Origin of the sequence: Mesorhizobium sp. B2-4-18, from assembly GCF_006441385.1 — a bacterium.
Taxonomy (GTDB): domain Bacteria; phylum Pseudomonadota; class Alphaproteobacteria; order Rhizobiales; family Rhizobiaceae; genus Mesorhizobium; species Mesorhizobium australicum.
Genome location: NZ_VFUW01000001.1, coordinates 171369 through 190595, shown reverse-complemented (window position 1 = coordinate 190595; position 19227 = coordinate 171369). Strand labels below are relative to the sequence as shown.

The window sequence follows — 19227 nt, the reverse complement described above, 5'->3', positions numbered from 1 at the left end:
CTTGTAAACTTGAAATCAGGGCGCCCAGAAAACCTCCACGGGCTTGGGCGATGCGTCGAGCACGGCACGGATAGGCTTTCGCGGCCCGGGCGCGGCCGCGCCGTCGAAGGCGGTGCGCTTGTCCTCGCCCTCGATGTGCAGCGCGATGAAACCGGCGTCGATGATCCGCGCCAGGGTCAGGGTCAGCCGAGGCTCACCCGCACTTGCCGCGTGAACCGGCAGGATGATCCTGTCCGAGGCGGGGTCGAGCAGCTTCGGCAGATCGTCGGCGTCGGGAAAGAAAGAGGCGGTATGGCCGTCAGGCCCCATGCCGAGGATCACGACATCGAGCGGCCAGGGAAGGGATCGCAGGGCCGCATCGTCGGAAGCCGCGGCATCCTCGATGCCGACCGCTTCGTGGTAGAGCGGAACGAAGCGGGCCGCCTTGGCCGCGTTCTGCAGCAGGTTGGCGGCAACCAGCCCGGCATTGGATCGCGGCGAGGAGGCCGGCACGAAACGTTCGTCGACCAGCGTCACGATCACCTTGTCCCAGGCGATCGGCGCCGCAGAGAGCGCGGCAAAGAACTTTGCCGGTGTCGTGCCGCCGGAGACCGCCAGCAATGCCGTGCCGCGCCCGGTGATCGCCTTGGTCAAGGCATCGGCGACGCGGCCAGCCAGCGCCGAGGCCAGTTGCGGACGGTCGGGAAAAGCGTTCCAGTTGTAGCTGGCGCCGTTCAATTGCTCTCGTGCCATGTCCGCCCGTCACGTTCGATCAGCGCTATCGAGGCCGACGGCCCCCATGTGCCTGCCGTATAGCCCTGCGCTTCCTGCTTGGCGCCTTCCCAGGCATTCTGGATCGGGTCGATCCACTTCCAGGCGGCTTCCACCTCGTCGCGACGCATGAACAGCGTCTGGTTGCCGCGGATTACATCCATGATCAGCCGTTCATAGGCGTCGGGCGCGCGGCCGTCGAACGACTGCGCGAAACTCATGTCGAGCGAGATCTGGCGCAGCCGCATGCCGCCCGGGCCTGGGTCCTTGATCATGATGAACTGCTTGACGCCTTCGTCCGGCTGCAGCCGGATGACCAGCTGGTTGGCAAAGATCGGCCCCGCGCCGCTGTCGCCGAAGATCGAATGCGGGATCGGCTTGAACTCGATGACGATTTCCGAAACCCGGGTCGCCAGCCGCTTTCCGGTCCTGAGGTAGAACGGAACGCCCGCCCAGCGCCAGGTGCCGATCTCGGCCTTGATGGCGACGAAGGTCTCGGTGTTGCTGTCCTTGCCGAGTTCCTCGACATAGCCTTTCACCGGTCCCCCGGCCGAGGCGCCGGCGCGGTACTGGCCGCGCACGGTGTGCTTCGGCGCCTCGTTGCCGTTGATGCGCTTCAGCGCCCGCAGCACCTTGAGCTTCTCGTCGCGCACCGCGTCGGCGTCCATCGACGAGGGCGCTTCCATGGCGACGAGGCAAAGCAGCTGCAGCATGTGGTTCTGCACCATGTCGCGCAGCGCACCGGCCTTGTCGTAGTAGGTGACGCGGTCTTCCAGGCCCACGGTCTCGGCGACGGTGATCTGCACGTGGTCGATGTGGGCGGAATTCCACAGCGGCTCGTACAGCGCATTGGCAAAGCGCAGCGCCATCAGGTTCTGCACCGTCTCCTTGCCGAGATAGTGGTCGATGCGGAAAATCTGGCTTTCGTGGAAGTCGTCGCCGACCAGGTCGTTGAGCGCCTGCGCCGAGGCTAGATCGCGGCCGATCGGCTTCTCCAGCACGATGCGCGAATTCGGCGTGATCAGGTTGTGCTCTTTGAGCTTGTGCGAGATGTCGCCGAACAGCGCCGGCGCCACGGCCAGGTAAAAGGCGCGGATGTGGTCGCTTTCGCCGATCGCCTTTTTCAGCTTGTCGAAGCCGGCGCCGCTCGTTGCATCGGCCGGAACGTAGGAAAGCCGGGCGAGGAAGGTCTTCAACTCCTTGGCATCGATATCGGCCGGCTTGACATGGTCCGAAATCGCCTGCTTGGCGAAAGCCTGGAACTCCTCGTCGCTCATTTTCGAGCGCGATGTGCCAATGATGCGCGTCGGCTCGGAGAATTGATGGTCGCGCTGGCGATAGTAGAGCGACGGCAGCAGCTTGCGTTCCGACAGGTCGCCGGTACCACCGAAAATGATGAAGTCGAAAGGGTCGACGGGGATGATCTGGCTGGTCATGGTCTGTCCGCTTTGACGCCGGTCGCAAATACGCGGCTGATATATTCTAATCGATTTAAATTTTCCAGTGCCATGGTGTCACATCGGGGACCAACCGCTGGATTTTGCGTCGGTCCACGTGTGCGCTTGACACTGGCGCCGCCGGGAGGCTTGTCGGTGAACGAAGACTCCGGAAGCTTTCGCAGTTGCAGCATAGAACGTGAATGTGACGAAAGCTAAGGGAGAAATCGGCGCGCCATCCGTGCGGCATCGATCGCATCGGTCGCCGGCCCTTGTGCAAGCTGTGCAGTGATATCGAGGAAATCCATGAGCGGGAAAAGCATGCGTCTGGAAAACAAGGTCGCCATTATCACCGGTGCGGCATCGGGTTTCGGCGAAGGCATGGCCAAGCGCTTCGCGGAAGAGGGCGCCAGGGTCGTTGTCGCCGATCTCAACGCCAAGGGTGCGAAACGCGTCGCCGATCAGATCGGCGAGGCGGCAATCTGGACGCAGACCGACGTTTCGTTGCGCTCCGAGTTCGACGAGATGGTCTATGCCGCCAAAAGCGCCTTCGGCCGTATCGACATCATGGTCAACAATGCCGGGTTCACCCATCGCAATGGCGACATGCTCAAGGTCGACGAGGAAACCTTCGACCTGATCACATCAGTCAACATGAAGGCGATCTATCACGCCGCCCTTGCGGTTGTGCCGATCATGGAGCGGCAAGGTGGCGGTGTCATCCTGACCACGGCGTCCACCGCAGGATTGCGGCCGCGGCCCGGCCTCACCTGGTACAATGCCTCGAAAGGTTGGGCGATCACCGCCACCAAGTCGATGGCGGTGGAACTCGCGCCCAGGAACATTCGCGTCAACTGCCTTTGCCCGGTTGCCGGCGAGACCGGGATGCTTGAAAAATTCATGGGCGCCGACACGCCCGAGATCCGCGAGGCATTCCGCGCCTCGATCCCGCTCGGGCGGCTGTCGACCCCGCTCGATATCGCCAACGCGGCTTTATGGCTGGCCTCGGACGAGGCCGCTTTCATCACCGGGGTCGCGCTGGAGGTCGACGGGGGGCGCTGCATCTGAACGCGGCGATCGTCGGATATTACGTGCCGGGCTTGACGTAGCTCTTGTACACCCAGCCGTGCTTGCCGTTGTAGACGATCTCGCACCACTGCTTGCAGCCCATCAGTTGCACCGAGGTCCGGGCAGGGATCGTACCGATGGGGGTGGCCCCCTTCTTCGGAGCACCGCGCATGGTCACAGCCCTGAGAATACGGCCGTTGCCCGTCGCCGCCACCTTGCGCGGCTTCGCTTTGGCTGCGTTGTCCTCGCCTTGTGCATTCGCGGGTTTTTGGTCCGGTGCTTGCGGCTGCGTCTCCGGAATGGCGGCGGTCTGCGCGCCATCGGGATTGCTGCTATTGACAGGCGGGGTCGGCGCGGCGACCTTGGCAAGCTCGTCGGTGGCATCGGTACCGGTAGACGATTGCGCGAATGCCGCCGCTGTTTTGCCAGGCGCCGGCTCGGGCTGCTTGGCTACCTGGCTGGGAGCCGCCGTTTGATCGGGATCAGTTGCCGCGGCAGCCTTCGGCTGCGCCCCTGTCCAGCGGGGATCATTGGCGGCAAGCGCTGGTATGTCCACCGCCGCCGCTGCCTTGGTCGGTGACACCTGGCTGGACTTGCGCTCCGCCTGCGGCGTCACGGCCGCCACCGTCACCGTCGTCCCCGAGGAGGGAACTTTCGTCGTCTTCACCGGAATGGTCGGAATGCTCTGCTCGGGACTGGCGGCTGCTTGCCTCTCGCCGGTCGGCAACGCCAGCCAGAGCGCCACTGCGGCAACGCCAAGCAGTGCCGCGGTGCCTATTGCCGCGATAACCAGGTGCGAGTTCGAACGGACTCCCTGCCAGAATGACGGGCGCATGTCATAGCCGAACTGCATGGCGAAGCGCCGACGTTCCGGAGCACCGAAACTGAAGGGCTCTCTCACTCTTGCCACCTCCATAAGCGGGCCGGTGTTCTTTCGATCTAATATCGCAAGTCACGCGTTCGATCAGCATCGGTCCCAAAACGCGGGCGAGCCCGCAACAATCCCCGAACAATCGCCCAGATGCGGACCTTTCGCCCGCGATTGTGGCGTCAGTACGCCATTAGCAAGGATTCTGCGCTTTTGCCGACAATTCCGCAATGTGTCGCCCGGGCAACAAATATTACATGAATATTACAATATTACATGAGTTCGTGATCGCAGCGATAACGGCGATCCAATCCCAGCCTAAGCACGTCGCGTCGGAAAAGGCCCCACGACGCACTTGGATCTTGTTTTGTGCATGTCGTTCTTCCCAAAGGTCACTTTGCGCGACGCATTAGATCCTGTCCCGCAGCGCAAACCAGTTGAGCGCAAGGAAAAGCAGCGGCGCCCGGAACCGGCGGCCGCCAGGAAATGGCGGGATTTTCAGGTCCTCGATCAGCTTCAGCCGGTCGCGGTTGCCAGTGATGGTTTCGGCATAGAGCTTGCCGAAGAAGTTCGACAGCATGACGCCGTGACCGGAATAGCCGCCGGCTGAGATCACATTCGGCATCACTTCGCGCACGAATGGCTTCCTCGGCACCGTGATGCCGACATAGCCGCCCCAGCCATGGGTGATCTGGACATCGCTGAGCGCCGGATAGAGCTCCGCGATCTGGCGGCGAATGTGGATGTGGATATCTTTGGGATCGTTGACGCCATAGACCTCGCGTCCGCCGAACAGCAGCCGTCCATCCCTGGATTTGCGGAAATAGCGCACGACGAAGCGGGAATCGTCGACCGATTCGCCCCCCGGCAACACGTTCGAATCCGACCCCAGCGGCACGGTCGCGCCGATGAAGGATCCGATCGGCATGATGTGCGCGGCACTCACCGGCTCGAGCGTGCCGCCATAGGCGTTGACCGCGATCAGGCATTTTTGCGCCGAGATCGTCCCTCTTGGCGTGGAGACCCTGACCTTGCCGCCTGCCGAGACGATGGCGGTCGATGGCGTTCCTTCGAACAAGTGGGCGCCAGCTTGTGCCGCCGCCCGCGCCGTGCCGATCACCAGCTTCATCGGATGGATATGGCCGGTGCCGGTGTCGCGCGTGCCGCCGAAATAAGCGCTCGACCCCAGCCGATCCGCCGTCTCCTTCGCATCCATGAAGGAGATGTGCGGGTATGAGAAGCGGCCGGCCATGATTTCGGCATGCGCCTTGTAGTCGTCGACATAGCGCGGCTTGTGCGCGACCGAGAGCTGGCCCGGCATGTAGTCGATGTCGATCTGGTTGATGGCGGCGAAGTCGAGCAGATGCGCCTTCGCCTCTTCGGCGAGATCGAACAGCGCCCTGGCGCGGGACAGACCGTATTCGGCCTCCAGGTCCTCGGCCCAGGCACGCTGCCCGGTGCCGAGCTGGCCGCCATTGCGCCCCGAAGCGCCGTCGCCAAAACGATATGCTTCGATCAGGACGACGCTAGTACCGGCCTTGGCCAAATGCGTCGCTGCCGACAGGCCGGTAAAGCCGCCGCCGATAATAACGACGTCGCAGGTCCGATCACCGTCGAGCGCTGGATATTCGGGCCGCGGCCCGGCCGTGTCCTCATACCAGGACCGGCCGGGGGAAATGGGGGATTGGTAGTTCATGATGCTCACAGGGCAGTAGGGCAGTAGATAAACTACTCGGGTGACAATTTGCGGATTAGAAGCCGCAAGAGCGTTCCCACACTCTCGCTGCGGTTCATCAGCGGTTGGGCTATCTCATGCGAGGTGATGCCGACGCGTTGCGCGATCAGCAGATGGGTCTCCAATTCTTTGAGTGATCCTTGCGCAATCCTGAGAAATTGCTGATAGGAAGCCCGGCTTTCCCGTCCGTAACCCTCAGCTATGTTGGCGGGCACGGAGGTGGCTGCCCTGCGTAGCTGAGCAGTCACGCCATAGAGTTCTTCTTTCGGCCAGGCTTTTGTCGCCTCGTAGACTGATACTGCTAGGTCCATGGCCTGCTGCCAGACGATCAGATCCCTGTACGATTCGATCTTCGCCATCGTCTGCCACCCCCCTTACTGCCTTACTGCCTTACTGCCCTACTGCCCTACTGCCTTACTCCCCTAAACATTCAGCAGCAGATATTCCCGCTCCCACGGACTGATCACTTCCATGAACGTTTCGAATTCCGCCCGCTTGATCGCCGCATAGGTGGCGGCGAAGGACTTGCCCAGCAATGCGCAGAGTTCCTCGTCGCCCTCGAACAGGTCGACGGCTTCGAGCAGGCTGCGCGGCAGATCGATCTCGTGTGCGTTGGCAGTGGTCAGCACGGGAGGCTCGGCCTTTATCTTCCTGGTGATGCCAATCAACCCGCAGGCAAGCGAAGCCGCCAGCGCCAGATAGGGATTGGCATCGGAGGACGGGATGCGGTTTTCAACGCGCCGCGCCGCAGGGTCGGAACGCGGCACGCGGAACGCCGTTGTGCGGTTGTCGTAACCCCATTTGTTGTTGACCGGGGCAGAGGCCGCCTGCGTCAGCCGCCGGTAGGAATTGACGTAGGGCGCGAACATAACCAGCGCATTCGGCACGTGTTTCTGCATGCCGCCGATGAAATGGAAGAAATCCTCGGTCTCCGAACCATCCTCGGCCGAAAAGATGTTCCTGCCCGTCTTCTTGTCGACGATCGACTGATGGATATGCATGGCGGAGCCCGGCTGGCCCTGAATCGGCTTGGCCATGAAGGTCGCGTAGATCTCATGCTTGAGCGCGGCTTCACGAATGGTGCGCTTGAACATGAACACCTGGTCGGCGAGCTCGATCGGGTCGCCGTGGCGCAGATTGATCTCGAGCTGGCCGGCGCCCTCTTCGTGGATGAGCGTGTCGATCTCCAGGCCCTGGCTTTCGGAGAAATGGTAGATGTCGTCGATCAGTTCGTCGAACTCGTTGACGCCGGCGATCGAATAGCCGGCGCCGCCGCCGATCGCGCGCCCCGAGCGGCCGACAGGCGGGGTCAGGGGATAGTCCGGGTCCGGATTCTTGCGCACGAGGTAGAACTCGATTTCGGGTGCCACGACCGGCTTCAGCCCAAGCTTGTCATAGGCCGCGAGCACGCGCTTCAGCACATTGCGCGGCGTGAACTCGACCGAGCGGCCGTCCTGATGGACGAGGTCGCAGATGACGGCGGCCGTCGGGTCTTCCTCCCAGGGCACCACGGTCAATGTCGACAGGTCCGGCATCAGCTTGAGGTCGCCGTCGTCTTCCGGATAGTGAAAGCCGTTGCCGTCCTCCGGATAGCCGCCGGAAATCGTCGTCATGAAGACCGCCGAAGGCAGCGCCAGTGAGGTGTTGGAAGTGAATTTCTTCGACGGCATCATCTTGCCGCGCGCCACACCGGCCTGATCAGGCGTGATGCATTCGATATCCTCGATGCCGCGCCATTCCAGCCAATCGCTGACTTCCTTCCAGTTCTTCACACCTCGCAGGTTTTTCACGAAGGCAGGCGTGCGCGCCCGTCCTCCGCGGCTCGACGGACGGACTTCCTTTTTTGCAGGCGGCATCATTCACCAGATTGGGTTGCGGATTTTCAAGTATAGCCGTGCCGTGCGACCGAAGGGAAGGGGAGCCGCCGCGGGCATTTGCCGTTGCGGGTTGAAAACCGCTTGCCCGTCGGCATAGGTTGGCGTCTTCCCGCACTCGAGAAGCCGGCGATGAGATCCAGCAACGAACTGACCACGATCGGCTTCGATGCCGACGACACGCTTTGGCAGAACGAACGGTTCTTCCGCATGACGGAAAAGCGCTTTGCCGCCATGCTGGCCGATCATGGCGAGGGGGAGCAGATCTCGGCTCGACTGTTGGAAGCCGAGAGGCGCAATCTCGCGATCTACGGTTTCGGCATCAAGGGATTTACGCTCTCGATGATCGAGACGGCGATAGAGGTCACCGACGGGCGCGTGCCGGCTTCCGTCATATCGGAGATTCTCGACGCCGGCCGCGAGATGCTGGGCCATCCGATCGAGCCCTTGCCGCATGCACGCGAGACGGTCGAGAAGCTCGCCGGCACCTTCCGCCTCGTGCTGATCACCAAGGGCGATCTGTTCGATCAGGAGCGCAAGCTGGCCGGCTCCGGGCTGGGCGAGTTGTTCGACGCCGTCGAGATCGTCAGCGACAAGACCGCCGCGACCTATGCGCGCCTATTCGACCGCCATGGCGATGGCCCGGCAAGGAGCATGATGGTCGGCAATTCGCTAAAGTCGGACGTGCTGCCCGCCATCGAGGCCGGCGGCTGGGGTGTCCATGTGCCGCACGAATTGACCTGGGTGCTCGAACATGTCGAGGCGCCGGTCGCCGAGCCGCGTTTCCGCCAGACATCGGATCTCAGCCAATTGCCCGCGCTGGTCGAAAGCATCAACAACAGAGTTTGATCGTAGACCTCCGACTGCTTTTTTTCGCGCAATTCTGGATGGAAAAACGGATCTCGCCTTTTTGGACTCGTTTTTAGCGGCCGGTCAGGCGATCGATGACCGGTTGCAGCCGTTCGGGCGTGATCGGCTTGGCCACCACCGCGTCGACGACATGCGCCAGGCCCAGGCTCTCCGGCGTGTCATTCTTGGTTGAAAGCAGGATCACGGGAGGAAGTGCCTTGCCCGCGGCTCGCCGCAACGTGTCGATACTGGACATCAGCGTGTCGCAGTCTTTGTTGTCGGGGCCACCATCGAGGACAACCGCCCCGGGGATAAGCGAACGTAAGGTCTTCACCGCCATTTCAGGCGATTCCGAGATTGGCTTGAGCCCGGAACGCTCGACGATTTTAGACACCACGACGCGATTGATCGGCGACTTCCCGACAACAAGCACCCGCGAAGGATCTCGGATCGTCGCAATGTTTGAACCCCGGGTCACCCGATTCAGATGTTTTGTACTCTCGTCCTCGTCACTCACTAGGCACCCAAGTCGGCCAAGAATCTTGCCCCTATTTCAATGCAGAGTTGAATCTGCGGACAATTGGCGTGAGATCGCACCCTATGTCAAGTTGAAATAAAAGACTTCTGAAACCGTCTCCCACACAGTGGATTCAAGCAACAGTACTGTACTGCCCTGTCCATAGCTTGGTTGCGTGAAAATAAAATTCACCTACGCATACGCGGCGTGGGCAAATGGCCGGTTGTAGCGCTTCCGGGTCAGCCATGGCTTTGTTGTGTAACGATGACCGGGATCAGCAGGTCGCCCCAATTGCCGTCGCCGCCATGGTGCCTCGCGGAGCGCACGAGCTCCACCGAGACGCCCGCCTCGACCGCCTTCATCACCGATTGGTTGAGCCTGTGCAGGTCGTTGGCCAGCATGCGGATTGTCGCCTGCTGGTCGACGCTCATCGTGGTCGATTGCTCTTCGGCCCGTTCCTTGACGCGGCTTATCGATGCCATTGGTCTTCTCCTGTGTCTGAGGCCCTGTTGGGCGTTTCCTCGGTATTTCCTGGTCGCTATTCCGCGGCCGGCTTGAACTGCGCATGCTCGGTCGATTCATGCATGGCCGTGGTCGACGACCGGCCGCCGGTGATCGCCATCGAGACCGCGTCGAAATAGCCGGTGCCGACCTCGCGCTGGTGCTTGGTCGCCGTATAGCCATTGGCTTCCGCCGCGAATTCCGCTTCCTGCAACTCGGAATAGGCCGCCATCTGCCGCGCCTTGTAGCCGCGGGCGAGTTCGAACATGCCGTAGTTGAGCTGGTGGAAGCCGGCCAGCGTGATGAATTGGAACTTGTAGCCCATGGCGCCCAGTTCCCTCTGGAACTTGGCGATCGTCGCGTCGTCGAGATTCTTCTTCCAGTTGAACGACGGCGAGCAATTGTAGGCGAGCAGCTTGCCTGGATGGTGCCTGCGCACCCCCTCGGCGAATTTCTTGGCCTGCGCCAGGTCGGGCTTCGAGGTCTCGCACCAGATCAGGTCGGCGTGCGGCGCATAGGCAATGGCCCGCGCGATGCAAGGCTCGATGCCGTTCCGGACCTGGTAGAAGCCTTCCACCGTGCGGCCGGCATCATAGTCGACGAAGGGCTGGTCGCGCTCATCGATATCGGAGGTCAGCAGCTTTGCAGCTTCCGCGTCCGTGCGTGCCACGACCAAGGTGGGCGTAGCCATCACGTCGGCCGCGAGCCGCGCCGCGTTGAGGTTGCGGATATGCGCCGCGGTCGGGATCAGCACCTTGCCGCCGAGATGGCCGCACTTCTTCTCCGACGCCAACTGGTCCTCGTAATGGACGCCAGCGGCACCGGCCTCGATGAACGCCTTCATGATCTCGAAGGCGTTGAGCGGACCGCCGAAGCCGGCTTCCGCGTCGGCAACGATCGGCGCGAACCAGGTCTCGACAGAAAGCCCCTTGCCTTCGGAGGTTTCGATCTGGTCGGCGCGCTGCAGCGTGCGGTTGATGCGCTTGACCAGTTCGGGCGCCGCATTGGCCGGATAGAGCGACTGGTCCGGATACATTGCCGAGGCGGTGTTTGCGTCGGCGGCGACTTGCCAGCCCGACAGGTAGATCGCCTTCAGCCCGGCGCGCACCTGCTGCATCGCCTGGTTGCCGGACATGGCGCCGAGCGCGTTGACGAAGTCCTCCTCGTGGATGAGTTTCCACAGCCGGTTGGCGCCCATTTCGGCAAGGCTCTGACGAATCTGCACCGAACCGCGCAGCCGCTTCACGTCCTCCGGCGAATAGGGACGTTCAATGCCGTCGAAGCGACCTTCAGGCGCCGAGGGGACGAGGTTGTAAAAATCAGTCATTGGTCACTCCGAAGATTTCTGCACAGCCAATTCTCGGGCTGCTTCTATGTGACTGAATTTACATTCTGGCACCGCATGGGCTAGAAAAATCAGTAAAATCGGGCGGATATAAGAGAAAACCTGTGTTGTATTTGACAGCAAGGCGCTGTAAATTTGTCAATCCTGTAAAGCGAAGGAGACGGGATGCAGCGGGCGGCGTGTAAATTCCTGTCAAGGATTGGCGATGGCTGACCAGAAGATTTTCGCTGGGCCGCGCATCCGCCGCATCCGTGGCGCCAAGGGCCTGACCCAGACGGCGATGGCCGAGGGGCTCGGCATCTCGCCGTCCTACCTCAACCTGATCGAGCGCAACCAGCGGCCGCTGACGGTGCAATTGATCCTGAAGCTCGCCTCCGTCTACAAAGTCGATCCGCATGAGCTTCAGGGCGAGGCAAGGGGATCGGTCGCTGCCCTCAAGGAGGTGTTCACCGATCCGCTGCTGGTCGGCGAACTGCCGGGAGACCAGGAATTGATCGAGTTTGCCGAGGCGGCGCCCAACGCCTCCGCCGCGGTCATAAAACTGTTCCGCGCCTATCGCGAGCAAGCCGAGCGGCTGTCCGATCTCAACGAGCTTCTGGCCCGCGAGGGCCGGGCGACCGCCCTCTCTGGCGCCCGCCTGCCGATCGACGAGGTGCGCGAGATTTTCGAGCGGCGACCGAACCATTTCGCCTCGATCGAGGAAGAGGCCGAGGCGTTCACGTCGGTGCTCGATCCCGGCGACGACCTGCTTGGCGCCTTGAAGGCATGGCTGAAGCGCGAATACGGCATCGTGGTCAAGGTTCTCCCGGTCGCCACCATGCCGAACTGGCGCCGCCGCTACGACCGCCACTCGCAGCGCCTGTTCCTGTCCGAGCGTCTGTCGCCGTTCGACCAGTTGCGTGAAGTCGCGATGGAGGCCTGCCTGATCCGCATGTCGGTTGCGGTCGCCAGTGAGATCCAGGCACTGAGGCTGACCACGGACGAGGCGCGCCGCCTTGCCCGCTTCGAACTCGGCCGCTACGCCGCCCATGCGCTGATGATGCCCTATCTGCCCTTTCACGCGGCGGCCGTTCGCTCACGCTACGACATTGATGTCCTGCGCTCGCGCTTCGGCGTTTCCTTCGAGCAGACGGCAAACCGGCTGACCATGCTGCAGCGGCCAGGTGCTTCCGGCGTGCCCTTCTTCATGCTGGAGATCGACAATGCGGGAAACCGCTTCCGCAAGGCCGGCAGCCAGGGCTTTCCGCAAAGCCGCTTCGGCGGGGGCTGTGCCAAGCTTCCCGTGCATGTCGCCTTCACTCAGCCGGGCCAGATATTCGTCGAGGCGGTGGAAATGCCCGACGGCGCCGAGTTCCTGTGCATCGCCCGCACGCTGGAGGGGCCGCAAGGCGCGTTCTCCGAACGACCCCGCCGCACGGCACTGCTGCTCGGCTGCGACATCGGCTTTCGCGACGACATCGTCTATGGCACGGTGCTGCCTGGCGCGGCGACCGGCGCGAAGATGGGGGCGGGCACCGTCGCGGCGACGCCTGTCGGCCCCGCTTGCCGGCTTTGCGAGCGCGTCGGCTGCCTGGCGCGCGCAGAGCCGCCGGTGACGCGACCGCTCGGCCTCGACGAGATGGTCACCGGCTTGAGTGCCTTCGACTTCCAGTGATGTCGTGGTGACTTGCCGCGCGAAGAAGAAGACTGCTTCCTACTCAGGAAGACAATAAGCCGTCACGCTAAACATAGCGGATGCAATATTGATTAAGCATTGCTGTTAAGATATCAACGACAATCTGTGCAGCGATCGGGGGGATTGATGAGCCGGATAGCTCTTTGGCTTGGTTTGGGCCTTGCCCTTTCGGTCTGGCCCGCTCAGGCGGAAAAATCCTCGGATTTTTTTAAATCTTACCAAGGGTACAATGACGACGGCAAGGCTTTCCTGGACAAAATCGAGCCGAAGATCGGCACGGTGGACCTTGCCGAAGGTGTACACCTGACCCTTGGCGATAAGTTCTATTTTCTTAACAAGAAAGACACTGCCTCTGTTTTGACAGAAGCCTGGGGCAATCCTGCCAGTTCCGCTGCCGATTCGGTCGGCATGATCTTTCCGGCCAAATATGATCCCATTGCCGATGGCAATTGGGGCATAGAGTTGCGATGGAGAAGATAGGCTATGTCGATGATGGCGACGCCGCATCCATCGACTACGGCGAGTTGCTGCGCACCATGCAGGCGGACACATTGTCAGGCAACGATCAAAGGGCAAAGGATGGCTTTCCTCCCATTACCCTGATCGGCTGGGCCTCGCCGCCAGTCTACGACTCGGTCAACAAGCGTTTGCACTGGGCAAAGGAACTGCAATTCGGAGACGATACCGTCCACACGCTCAACTACGACGTCCGTTTTCTGGGTAAGGAGGGCGTTTTTGTGATGAGTTATATCGCTACGGTGGAGCAATTGCCGGAGATAAGGCAAAGCCTGGACGAAGTCCTTGGCCTCGCCGCCTTCAATACCGGCAAGAAATACACTGATTTCATACCCGGCTCCGATACAGTTGCGGCAGTTGGCATTGGTGGCCTCATAGCGGGAAAATTGGCGGCGAAGGCGGGCCTTCTGGCCGTGGCGCTCATTGCGCTGAAGAAATTCGGTTTGATCTTGCTGGTTCCCTTGGCCGGAGTCTGGCGCTTCATTCGCGGCAACAAGCGCACGTCGTAGGCGTCGCCCAAGCGCTGCTGACTGTTGTCGGGCGCGCCGGTAGGGTGCCGGCAGTGCGCCAAACGGAACACTGCACTGGATCACGCCTCGCCAATGCCTTTGCGGTACGCGAACAGGGTACGTTCTTGTCGTCTCCTGCGCATCGTGCCGTCCTCAAAATCTCGACAGTCGCGCCCATGACCGACACCACATCAAGGCAGATCGCCACGTCCGCGGCCATCCCGCTGCGCGAGGAGCGCATCGGCTTCCTTCTGGTGTTCCTGTCGGCGCTGATGTGGAGTTTCGGCGGCACCATCGCCCGGTTCATCACGGTCGGCGACAGCTGGACCGTGATATTCTGGCGCTCCGCGTGGGCTGCCGTCTTCCTGCTTTGCTTCATGGTCTGGCGTGACGGCTGGCGCGGCATGCTGAAATCATTCCGCGACATGGGCCTGCCAGGCATTGCGGTGGGGTTCTGCTTCGCCATTGCGTCGACCTCGTTCGTGGTGGCGCTTGCCTATACCACCGTCGCCAATATTCTTTTGATGCAAGCCGGCGTGCCGCTTCTGGCGGCCCTGTTTGCCTGGGCGCTGTTCCGCGAAAAGGTAACCGTCGCGACCTGGATAGCAATCGTCGCCGTCATCGCCGGCGTCGCCATCATGGTGTCTGAATCTGTTGACGGCGCCGTCTCGCCCATAGGCGATGGACTGGCGCTGCTGATCGCGTTCATGTTCTCGATCGCCACCGTCATCACCCGGCGCTTCTCCAGCGTGCGCATGACGCCGGCGACGTGTCTCGGCACGATCCTTGCGGCGGGCTTCGCTGCCTCGCAGGCCTCGACGTTCGCGGTGTCGGTCGGCGACATGGGCTTCCTCTTCGTCTTCGGCGTGGTCAATCTCGGCCTTGGTCTTGCTTTCTTCGCCACTGGCGCGCGCTTGATCCCGGCGGCTATCGCGGCGTTGCTCGGCACGTTCGAGCCGATCCTGGGGCCGATATGGGTCTGGCTCATCCATTCCGAGGTGCCGTCCGGGCGCACCATCGTCGGCGGCGCGGTGGTGGTCACGGCGCTGCTTGTCCATATTGGGCTCGAATTCAAGCGCCAGGCGCGGCCTCAGCGGGCTGGGGTCACCGGAGTGCCTTCGCCTAATTGATGCGGGCGCCGAAGCTTTGCCCATTGACAATGTCGCTTCCGCCCGGGCAGGCTGGGAACACGGCAACAACAAGACAGGCGTATCTTGCCAAGTCTCCCCGGCGGCCCGATCGAGACCGGACCACATTCTAGTATCTCTGACCGCACGGCGGCGAAAGCTTCTGACGGCATCGCAATTCCTTCCCGCCCCGACCGTGCGGGCGGCCGTCGGCGGCGTGCCGAATGGCGGCCGTCGACCTCTGGAAAGCTCAACAGTCTAAAGCAAATGCCCGGCCGCGCGAGCATGTCGCGACGCGCCGGCAATGGAACACTCACCAAAGGAGAATAGCATGATCCGCAAAGCACTCTGGCTTTCGGCAACCTCGGTATTTCTGGCGCTTTTGACGCCCGCCGGTCACGCCGCGGACCGCGTCGTCAACGTCTTCAACTGGTCAGATTACATCGACAGTTCGATCATCGATGATTTCACCAAGAAAACTGGCATCAAGGTCGTTTACGATACGTTCGATTCCAACGAGATCCTCGAAACCAAGCTGCTCGCCGGCGGCAGCGGCTACGACGTCGTCGTGCCGAGCGGCAATTTTCTGGCCCGCCAGATCCAGGCCGGTGTGTTCCAGAAACTCGACAAGTCGAAGCTGCCGAACCTCTCCAACATGTGGGACACGGTTACGGAGCGCACCGCCAAATACGATCCCGGCAACGAATACTCGGTCAATTACATGTGGGGCACGGTCGGCATCGGCTACAACACCAAGAAAGTGCAGGCGGCGCTCGGCACCGACAAGATCGACAGCTGGGATACCTTCTTCAACCCCGATAGCCTGGCCAAATTGAAGGATTGCGGCGTCTATGTGCTGGATTCTCCATCCGACATCCTGCCGGCGGCGCTGAAGTACCTCGGTCTCGACCCCAACAGCACGTCGCCCGACGATATCGCCAAGGCCGAGGAAGCTCTTCTCAAGGTCCGTCCCTATATCAGGAAGTTCCACTCGTCCGAATACATCAACGCACTTGCCAATGGCGATATCTGCCTGGCGGTCGGCTGGTCGGGTGACGTGTTCCAGGCTCGCAACCGCGCGGTCGAGGCCAAGCAAGGCGTGGAAATCGGCTATTCCGTGCCGAAGGAAGGCGCCCAGATGTGGTTCGATCAGATGGCGATCCCCGCCGACGCGCCGCACGTTGCCGAGGCGCTTGAATTCATCAACTACATGATGACGCCGGAAGTGATCGCCAAGTCGTCGAACTATGTCCTTTATGCCAACGGCAACAAGGCATCGCAGCAATTCGTGGACAAGGCGCTGCTCGACGATCCCTCGGTCTATCCGGACGCCGCGACCTTGCAGAAGCTCTATACCACCCAGCCTTACGATCCCAAGACCCAGCGCATCGTCACGCGCAGCTGGACCAAGATCGTCACCGGCCAGTAGGCAATCCGGCGCGACCCCGGCAGCCAACTGCCGGGGTCGATTTCTTTTGGGGAATAAAAAAGCACGGAGTGGGGATATGAAATCGCTTGGCAGCATCCGCAGGGACTTCGCGCCATGGAACGACCCGAACGCCAAGCCATATATCCAGTTCGACAATGTCACCAAGAAGTTTGGTGACTTTACCGCCGTCAACAATCTGTCGCTGACCATTTTCGAGCGTGAATTCTTCGCTCTGCTTGGCGCATCGGGTTGCGGAAAGTCGACGCTGCTCAGGATGCTTGCCGGCTTCGAGGAGCCGACGGCCGGGCGCATCCTGCTCGACGGCCAGGATCTGCGCGGCATTCCGCCCTATCGCCGGCCGGTCAACATGATGTTCCAGTCCTATGCCTTGTTCCCGCATATGACCGTCGAGAAGAACATCGCCTTCGGTCTCAAACAGGAAGGCATGCCGAAGCCGGATATCGAAAAACGCGTCGCCGACATGCTGAAGCTGGTCAAGCTCGAGCAGTTCGCCAAGCGCAAGCCGCACCAGCTTTCCGGCGGCCAGCGCCAGCGCGTCGCGCTTGCCCGCTCGGTAGCCAAGCGACCGAAGGTGCTGCTGCTCGACGAGCCGCTCGGCGCGCTCGACAAGAAACTGCGCGAGGAAACTCAGTTCGAACTGATGGATCTGCAGCAGGAGCTTGGTCTCACCTTCGTCGTCGTCACCCATGATCAGGAAGAGGCGATGACGATGGCCGATCGCATCGCCATCATGGATAAGGGCGAGGTGATGCAGGTGGCGACGCCGCCGGAAGTCTATGAAGCCCCGACCTCGCGCTTCGTCGCCCATTTCGTCGGCAACGTGAACATGTTCGAGGGCAAGGTTGCCGAACAGGCGGCCAACACGACGCGCATTACAGGTCCAAGCGGAGCTCAGATCGTCGTCGAGAACGGTGGCGCGGCTGCGAAGGCCAATGCGGATATCGTCTTCGCCGTCAGGCCGGAGAAGATCAGGGTCTCGTCTAAGAAGCCGGCCGATGCCGTCAACGCGCTGGAAGGTGAGGTTTACGACATCGCCTATCTCGGCGACATGACTGTCTATCACGTCAGGCTGGACGACGGGCAGATCGTGCGGGCAAGCGCCTTGAACGCGGCCCGTGTGACCGAGGATCCACTGACCTGGAACGACCGTGCCTGGGTGTCTTTCCGGCCCGACGCCGGCGTCGTGCTGGCACGGTAGGGGGCGGTCATGTCCAACATCGCCGTTACCGATGCCGCCGCGCCACCGACCGCCGCCAATCCGTTCCTGACGCGGCTCGGTGCCGGCTTCGTCAGCCGGCTCGTCATCATCGTTCCCTATCTCTGGCTGCTGTTCTTCTTTCTTGTCCCCTTTGTCATCGTCTTCAAGATCTCGTTGTCGCAGACGGCTATCGCCATGCCACCCTATACGCCGGTGCTCGATTTCAGGGACGGCGTTTCCGGTTTCTTCGCCGGCTTTCGCGACCTCAACTTCGACAATTATGTCTGGCTGACGCAGGACGCACTCTATTTCAAGGCCTATCTCACCAGCGTCGTCATCGCTGCCATCTCGACGGTGCTGACCCTGCTGGTTGGCTATCCCATCGCATATGGCATGGCCCGCGCTCCGGCGACAATCCGCCCGACATTGCTGATGCTGGTCATCCTGCCGTTCTGGACGTCGTTCCTGATCCGCGTCTATGCCTGGATCGGCATCCTCAAGCCCGAGGGCCTGCTCAACCAGCTGCTGTTGTCGCTGCACATCATCAACCAGCCGCTGGTGATCCTCAACACCTACACGGCCATCTTCATCGGCATCGTCTATTCCTACCTGCCGTTCATGGTGCTGCCGCTTTATTCGTCGCTGGAAAAAATGGACTATTCGCTGATCGAGGCAGCCAAGGACCTCGGCTGCCCGCCGACGTCAGCCTTCTGGAAGATCACTTTTCCGCTGTCGCTGCCCGGCGTCATAGCCGGCTGCCTGCTGGTGTTCATCCCTGCCGTCGGCGAGTTCGTCATCCCCGATTTGCTCGGCGGCTCGCAGACGCTGATGATCGGCAAGACGCTGTGGAACGAGTTTTTCGCCAATCGTGACTGGCCGGTGTCGTCGGCCGTTGCCGTCATCCTGCTGCTGCTGCTGATCGTACCGATCGTGTTGTTCCAGCATGCCCAGGCCCGCGCGCAGGAGCAGGACAAATGAACACCACCTGGAGCCGCTTCAACATCACCTCGATCACGCTCGGTTTTGCCTTTCTCTATTTGCCGATCGTGCTGCTCGTCGTCTTTTCCTTCAACGAGTCAAAGCTCGTCACCGTCTGGGGCGGCTTTTCCACCAAATGGTACGTATCGCTGTTCCACAATCAGGGCCTGATGGACGCCGCATGGGTGACCATCCGCGTCGGTCTGATTTCAGCGACCGTGGCCACCGTTCTCGGCACAATGGGGGCCCTGGCGCTGACCCGCTACACACGCTTCCGGGGCAGGGTCCTGTTCTCCGGCATGATCTTCGCACCATTGGTCATGCCTGACGTCATTACCGGCCTGTCGCTGCTCCTGCTGTTTGTCGCAATCGGCATGGATCGCGGCATGACGACCGTGATCCTCGCGCATATCACCTTCACGATGTGCTTTGTCGCTGTTGTCGTGCAGTCGCGGCTTGTCAGCTTCGATCGCTCGCTGGAAGAAGCCGCCATGGATCTTGGCGCGCCACCTGTGAAGACCTTTTTCCAGATCACCCTGCCAGTCATTCTGCCGGCGATCGTGTCTGGTTGGATGCTGGCCTTCACGCTGTCACTGGACGACCTGGTCATCGCCAGCTTTGCTTCCGGCCCTGGCGCCACCACGCTGCCGATGAAGATCTACAGCCAGGTCCGCCTCGGTGTGACGCCGGAGATCAATGCCGCCTGCACCCTTCTGATCGCGATCGTCACGGTTGGCGTCATCATCGCTTCCGTCGCCAATAAGCGGCGCGAGGTGCAGCGGCAGCTTGACGAGCGGGCCGCGCAACGCGGTTAGAAGCGTTTCAACTGAG

19 protein-coding genes are annotated in these 19227 nt (G+C 61.6%); 10 read left to right on the top strand and 9 right to left on the bottom strand.

The features are described from left to right. Positions 1–15 precede the first annotated feature (15 nt). Positions 16–732 (bottom strand): 6-phosphogluconolactonase, encoded by a 717-nt coding sequence (gene pgl / locus FJ527_RS00865; protein ID WP_140821210.1) that lies wholly within the window; start codon positions 730–732, stop codon positions 16–18. Continuing rightward, positions 714–2186, bottom strand: a complete 1473-nt coding sequence (zwf, locus tag FJ527_RS00860) for a glucose-6-phosphate dehydrogenase (RefSeq protein WP_015316300.1) — start codon at positions 2184–2186, stop codon at positions 714–716. The genes pgl and zwf overlap by 19 nt, the downstream gene beginning before the upstream one ends. A gap of 321 nt (positions 2187–2507) precedes the next feature. On the opposite strand from zwf, the gene FJ527_RS00855 reads away from it, so the two are divergent. Next, entirely contained in the window at positions 2508–3254 is a 747-nt protein-coding gene (locus tag FJ527_RS00855; protein WP_140821723.1) for an SDR family oxidoreductase, read from the top strand. Positions 3255–3273: 19 nt separating this feature from the next. On the opposite strand, the gene FJ527_RS00850 is transcribed toward FJ527_RS00855, so the two are convergent. From FJ527_RS00850 to FJ527_RS00835, 4 genes are all read right to left on the bottom strand, one after another. Continuing rightward, complete coding sequence (locus tag FJ527_RS00850) at positions 3274–4155, bottom strand: SH3 domain-containing protein (RefSeq protein WP_140821208.1); 882 nt, start codon at positions 4153–4155, stop codon at positions 3274–3276. A 376-nt stretch (positions 4156–4531) separates the two neighbouring features. Beyond that, positions 4532–5818 carry an FAD-binding oxidoreductase gene (locus tag FJ527_RS00845; RefSeq protein ID WP_140821205.1) on the bottom strand — a complete coding sequence of 429 codons (1287 nt, stop codon included), beginning with the start codon at positions 5816–5818 and terminating at the stop codon, positions 4532–4534. A 32-nt stretch (positions 5819–5850) separates the two neighbouring features. Next, the gene (locus FJ527_RS00840) at positions 5851–6216 is read right to left on the bottom strand and encodes a four helix bundle protein (protein WP_015316304.1); all 366 of its coding nucleotides are present in this window, start codon (positions 6214–6216) and stop codon (positions 5851–5853) included. A 63-nt stretch (positions 6217–6279) separates the two neighbouring features. Then, positions 6280–7716, bottom strand: a complete 1437-nt coding sequence (locus tag FJ527_RS00835) for a glutamine synthetase family protein (RefSeq protein ID WP_015316305.1) — start codon at positions 7714–7716, stop codon at positions 6280–6282. A gap of 147 nt (positions 7717–7863) precedes the next feature. Between FJ527_RS00835 and FJ527_RS00830 the strand changes: the two genes are divergently transcribed. Then, positions 7864–8580 (top strand): HAD family hydrolase, encoded by a 717-nt coding sequence (locus FJ527_RS00830; RefSeq protein ID WP_140821202.1) that lies wholly within the window; start codon positions 7864–7866, stop codon positions 8578–8580. Between the two features lie 73 nt (positions 8581–8653). Here FJ527_RS00830 and FJ527_RS00825 read toward each other — a convergent pair whose 3' ends face one another. The 3 genes from FJ527_RS00825 to aceA all read right to left on the bottom strand — a co-directional run bounded on the left by FJ527_RS00825 (position 8654) and on the right by aceA (position 10925). Beyond that, positions 8654–9097, bottom strand: a complete 444-nt coding sequence (locus tag FJ527_RS00825; RefSeq protein ID WP_181166258.1) for a response regulator — start codon at positions 9095–9097, stop codon at positions 8654–8656. A 239-nt stretch (positions 9098–9336) separates the two neighbouring features. Beyond that, positions 9337–9579 (bottom strand): hypothetical protein, encoded by a 243-nt coding sequence (locus FJ527_RS00820; protein WP_006202762.1) that lies wholly within the window; start codon positions 9577–9579, stop codon positions 9337–9339. 56 nt (positions 9580–9635) lie between these two features. Then, the gene (gene aceA / locus FJ527_RS00815; RefSeq protein WP_023772829.1) at positions 9636–10925 is read right to left on the bottom strand and encodes an isocitrate lyase; all 1290 of its coding nucleotides are present in this window, start codon (positions 10923–10925) and stop codon (positions 9636–9638) included. Positions 10926–11148: 223 nt separating this feature from the next. On the opposite strand from aceA, the gene FJ527_RS00810 reads away from it, so the two are divergent. From FJ527_RS00810 to FJ527_RS00775, 8 genes are all read left to right on the top strand, one after another. Then, positions 11149–12597, top strand: a complete 1449-nt coding sequence (locus FJ527_RS00810; protein WP_140821198.1) for a helix-turn-helix domain-containing protein — start codon at positions 11149–11151, stop codon at positions 12595–12597. 147 nt (positions 12598–12744) lie between these two features. Further along, complete coding sequence (locus FJ527_RS00805; RefSeq protein ID WP_140821196.1) at positions 12745–13098, top strand: DUF2167 domain-containing protein; 354 nt, start codon at positions 12745–12747, stop codon at positions 13096–13098. Beyond that, the gene (locus tag FJ527_RS00800) at positions 13086–13643 is read left to right on the top strand and encodes a DUF2167 domain-containing protein (RefSeq protein ID WP_140821194.1); all 558 of its coding nucleotides are present in this window, start codon (positions 13086–13088) and stop codon (positions 13641–13643) included. Before FJ527_RS00805 ends, FJ527_RS00800 begins: the two co-directional genes overlap by 13 nt. 176 nt (positions 13644–13819) lie before the next feature. Further along, positions 13820–14773 carry a DMT family transporter gene (locus FJ527_RS00795; protein WP_015316311.1) on the top strand — a complete coding sequence of 318 codons (954 nt, stop codon included), beginning with the start codon at positions 13820–13822 and terminating at the stop codon, positions 14771–14773. 328 nt (positions 14774–15101) lie between these two features. Next, complete coding sequence (locus FJ527_RS00790; RefSeq protein ID WP_023772832.1) at positions 15102–16199, top strand: polyamine ABC transporter substrate-binding protein; 1098 nt, start codon at positions 15102–15104, stop codon at positions 16197–16199. A 76-nt stretch (positions 16200–16275) separates the two neighbouring features. Continuing rightward, positions 16276–17418 carry an ABC transporter ATP-binding protein gene (locus tag FJ527_RS00785; protein WP_015316313.1) on the top strand — a complete coding sequence of 381 codons (1143 nt, stop codon included), beginning with the start codon at positions 16276–16278 and terminating at the stop codon, positions 17416–17418. 9 nt (positions 17419–17427) lie between these two features. Continuing rightward, the gene (locus FJ527_RS00780; RefSeq protein ID WP_015316314.1) at positions 17428–18396 is read left to right on the top strand and encodes an ABC transporter permease subunit; all 969 of its coding nucleotides are present in this window, start codon (positions 17428–17430) and stop codon (positions 18394–18396) included. After that, positions 18393–19211: an ABC transporter permease subunit gene (locus FJ527_RS00775; protein WP_015316315.1), complete on the top strand. Its 819-nt coding sequence runs from the start codon at positions 18393–18395 to the stop codon at positions 19209–19211. The genes FJ527_RS00780 and FJ527_RS00775 overlap by 4 nt, the downstream gene beginning before the upstream one ends. Positions 19212–19227 lie beyond the last annotated feature (16 nt).

What these genes read in the sequence shown, in the direction of transcription:
- FJ527_RS00805 (WP_140821196.1), top strand. Translation starts at nt 12,745, where the DNA reads ATGAGCCGGATAGCTCTTTGGCTTGGTTTGGGCCTTGCCCTTTCGGTC.
- FJ527_RS00785 (WP_015316313.1), top strand. Translation starts at nt 16,276, where the DNA reads ATGAAATCGCTTGGCAGCATCCGCAGGGACTTCGCGCCATGGAACGAC.
- pgl (WP_140821210.1), bottom strand. Translation starts at nt 732, where the DNA reads ATGGCACGAGAGCAATTGAACGGCGCCAGCTACAACTGGAACGCTTTT.
- FJ527_RS00855 (WP_140821723.1), top strand. Translation starts at nt 2,508, where the DNA reads ATGCGTCTGGAAAACAAGGTCGCCATTATCACCGGTGCGGCATCGGGT.
- FJ527_RS00810 (WP_140821198.1), top strand. Translation starts at nt 11,149, where the DNA reads ATGGCTGACCAGAAGATTTTCGCTGGGCCGCGCATCCGCCGCATCCGT.
- FJ527_RS00790 (WP_023772832.1), top strand. Translation starts at nt 15,102, where the DNA reads ATGATCCGCAAAGCACTCTGGCTTTCGGCAACCTCGGTATTTCTGGCG.
- zwf (WP_015316300.1), bottom strand. Translation starts at nt 2,186, where the DNA reads ATGACCAGCCAGATCATCCCCGTCGACCCTTTCGACTTCATCATTTTC.
- FJ527_RS00800 (WP_140821194.1), top strand. Translation starts at nt 13,086, where the DNA reads ATGGAGAAGATAGGCTATGTCGATGATGGCGACGCCGCATCCATCGAC.
- FJ527_RS00775 (WP_015316315.1), top strand. Translation starts at nt 18,393, where the DNA reads ATGAACACCACCTGGAGCCGCTTCAACATCACCTCGATCACGCTCGGT.
- FJ527_RS00780 (WP_015316314.1), top strand. Translation starts at nt 17,428, where the DNA reads ATGTCCAACATCGCCGTTACCGATGCCGCCGCGCCACCGACCGCCGCC.
- FJ527_RS00795 (WP_015316311.1), top strand. Translation starts at nt 13,820, where the DNA reads ATGACCGACACCACATCAAGGCAGATCGCCACGTCCGCGGCCATCCCG.
- FJ527_RS00840 (WP_015316304.1), bottom strand. Translation starts at nt 6,216, where the DNA reads ATGGCGAAGATCGAATCGTACAGGGATCTGATCGTCTGGCAGCAGGCC.
- FJ527_RS00845 (WP_140821205.1), bottom strand. Translation starts at nt 5,818, where the DNA reads ATGAACTACCAATCCCCCATTTCCCCCGGCCGGTCCTGGTATGAGGAC.
- FJ527_RS00830 (WP_140821202.1), top strand. Translation starts at nt 7,864, where the DNA reads ATGAGATCCAGCAACGAACTGACCACGATCGGCTTCGATGCCGACGAC.
- aceA (WP_023772829.1), bottom strand. Translation starts at nt 10,925, where the DNA reads ATGACTGATTTTTACAACCTCGTCCCCTCGGCGCCTGAAGGTCGCTTC.
- FJ527_RS00820 (WP_006202762.1), bottom strand. Translation starts at nt 9,579, where the DNA reads ATGGCATCGATAAGCCGCGTCAAGGAACGGGCCGAAGAGCAATCGACC.
- FJ527_RS00835 (WP_015316305.1), bottom strand. Translation starts at nt 7,716, where the DNA reads ATGATGCCGCCTGCAAAAAAGGAAGTCCGTCCGTCGAGCCGCGGAGGA.